The organism is Pseudomonas sp. P4_C3, from assembly GCF_056402075.1.
The window spans coordinates 1-2,890 of record NZ_JBFUIC010000434.1 but is presented as its reverse complement, the minus strand read 5'-3'; the positions used below and the strand labels follow the sequence as shown (position 1 = coordinate 2,890).

The following is a 2,890-nucleotide window of genomic DNA, read 5'->3' as shown; positions in this document are numbered from 1 at the left end:
CAATGTCAATACCCAGCACTCGGAAGCCGATAGCGTTGTAACGCAGCATCAAGGGCAGGCCTACATAACCGAGGCCAACGATTCCGATGATAGCTTCCTTGCTTTTGAATTTTGCAATACTGGTTTCTTGGTGTTCGGACATAAGAAAGACTCGGATTGGTAGGGGTAAAGTTAAGAGTTTTGTAGGCGTATCGCCTGCGCTTGTTTATTACGTGCCAGCGCAACGTTCCTATAGGTGACGGTCGCGACCTTTAATAGATATCTTTCGATAACAGTATGAAGGGCGTCTTTATCAGAATTTCCACATCCAGCCACAACGACTAGTTATTGGGGTAAGTTGCTGTTTCTGCCTTTGGTACAGACCGTTGATGGTCTTGGCTTTCCCCTTATCCATGGCAGGGAGGGATTTGCCGTGGCCGATATTGAGGTTTGGGCACGCTACCGCCCCAGGATTTTTTGCTAGTCCCTGAAAGCGGTTGCATCTATTAATATGTCTGTATCATTTGTTGCAGGTGCAGGAAGTACGGTGCTCTGAACGCCCTTAGGGGCTTAGGGGCGCTCGCCTATCATTAAAAGCGGTGGTGAAAATTAAACGCTCTCTGACTTATATTCGTAGTTGTAATAACCGTAGTCGCTATAGCCATATTTGGAGGAGGCGCGTTTTTCAACGCCATTGAAAATAGCGCCTTTCAAATCAATGCCATTTTGAGCAAAGCGACGCATGGTCAATTCAATTTCACGAACCGGGTTAAGCGCAAAACGCGTCACAATCAAGCTGGTACCCGACTGGCGGCCGACAATCGCCGCATCCRTCACCGCCAGCAATGGTGGAGTATCCAGAATCACCAGGTCGTACTGGGCGCTGACTTCGTCGAGAAAGGCACTGAAGTTCGCGTGCATTAGCAGTTCTGAAGGGTTGGGCGGTATTTGTCCGCGGCCGATAACGTCAAGGTGCTCGAATTCAGTTTTATTGATCGCGGTTGCCAGGTCGCAGCGCTTGACGAGCAAATCTGAAAGCCCGTTTTCAGCGGGTGTGCCGAATACTTTATGCAAATACCCTTTGCGCATATCCACGTCGATCAGCAATACACGCTGGCCGGTCTGAGCGATGACGGCAGCGAGGTTGGCGGAAATGAACGTTTTACCTACCTTAGGGCTCGGGCCGGAGATCATCAGGCGATTATTGCTGGCTTCGAGCATGGCGAAGTGCAGACTGGTGCGCAGGCTGCGCAATCCCTCTATGGACAGGTCGGTGGGGTGACTGCTGGCCAGTATGGGGGCCGCCTGGTTAGCGCGGCCTCGGCCACTTCGGAGGGTTTTGCTTTCTTCACTTTTTTGCAGTGTGCTGAAAGGAATGGATGCATACACCGGCAACCCCAGCTGTTCTATTTGATCCGGATTTTCCACGCCGCGGTTAAGGGCTTTGCGAAAAAGCACCAATGCAATAGCCAGGAAGGCTCCAAGCAGGGTAGCGATAAGTACGATCAGGGTTTTTTTGGGTTTAACCGGATATCGCCGATCCACGTCGGCGGTATCGATCAAGCGTACGTTGCCCACGGTGCCGGCACGCATCACATCCAGTTCCTGGGATTTATTCAGGAGCTGGGTATAAATTTCGGTGCTGACTTTTACATCGCGGGTGAGGCTAAGCAGTTCTTGCTGTGTTGAAGGCAGGCCTTCGACTTTTTTGGCCAAACCATTCTGCTTGGCTGTCAGCTCACCTAATTGGCTGAGCAAGGCCCGATAGGCAGGATGCTGACGGGTAAACTTGCGATCCATTTCCGCTTGCTGCAATTTCAGTTCGGAGATGCTGGTATCCAGCGCCACGATCTGATCGAGAATGGCTTTGGCTTCCAGGCTGATATCGATGGATTTACTGCGAATTTGATACTTGTTCAGGGCGTTTTCGGCTTTTTCCAGGTCTTTACGGACCTGGGGCAGTTGATCTTTTAGAAACTCCAGGCTTTGAGCGGCTTCGGCCGACGTCCGCTCAACATTTTGCCGTACATAGAACTTGGCGATTTCATTGAGGATTTGAATGGCTTCAGCCGGTTCCTCGCTCTCAAGAGAAAGCCCGATTATGCCGGATTCTTTACCACGTTCTGCTACATCAAGTACCTTTTGGTACTTCAAGATACTAGTCAGGCGTGGGTCACGCACTATGTTGAACGTTGTGCCAGGATTGGCCTGCAACGCTTCGACCTGCAGTTTGATGCCGTCCTGGTCATAGGTCTGGCCCACTTGGCTTTGGACCAGGACATTGTTGTCCTCATCCAGCAACGTGAAGTGGCCGTTTTCACCACTGACCAAAGTGAGTTGTTTACTCAGGAGTTCTTGCGGAAGCACGAGCTGAAATATTTTCAGGGTTTCGCCACCCCAGGCAAAACTGTTCATGCCAAACCAGGGCGTCGCAACCGTATTAACATCGTCCGGTTTGAAATGACGAGCAATAAAGTCGCCGATCACCGGAAAACGGTTCGGCTCGACAGTGATATCGAGCGATAGATTGTCGACAACTTTGCCGATAATGGCGCGTGACTTGATTAATTCGATTTCTGTGGCTGAAGGCGACTCTTTACCCAACATGCTGTTGATATCGGAGAAACCGAGCATGTCATTTTTTTTGGCCTCCACCTGTATCAAGGCTGTTGCCTGGTAAACAGGAGTGGCCAACACCGCGTACGCCGTGCCAACGGCCATAGAGGCAGCAGTGATCCCGGCAATCAACCATTTATGATCGACCAGTGTTCCGAGTAGGCCCATCAAGTCGATTTCATCATCATCGTCATGCGAGGTTAATGCTGGAGTTTGCTGCATAAGTGGGTTCTTTTTTAACAGGTATTCAAGGAGTGGTTTAGCGTGCGAGACGCCTTGCCCAGGCGGTTACTGC

1 protein-coding gene and 1 pseudogene are annotated in these 2,890 nt (G+C 50.7%); both read right to left on the bottom strand.

All coding sequences use genetic code 11. The features are described from left to right. Nucleotides 1-142: pseudogene (locus tag AC1DVH_RS28940) on the bottom strand (UDP-N-acetyl-D-glucosamine dehydrogenase); the annotation flags it as partial. Between the two features lie 446 nt (nt 143-588). Next, nucleotides 589-2,817, bottom strand: coding sequence for a polysaccharide biosynthesis tyrosine autokinase (locus tag AC1DVH_RS28935; RefSeq protein ID WP_477756663.1), 2,229 nt, complete (start codon nt 2,815-2,817; stop codon nt 589-591). Nucleotides 2,818-2,890 lie beyond the last annotated feature (73 nt).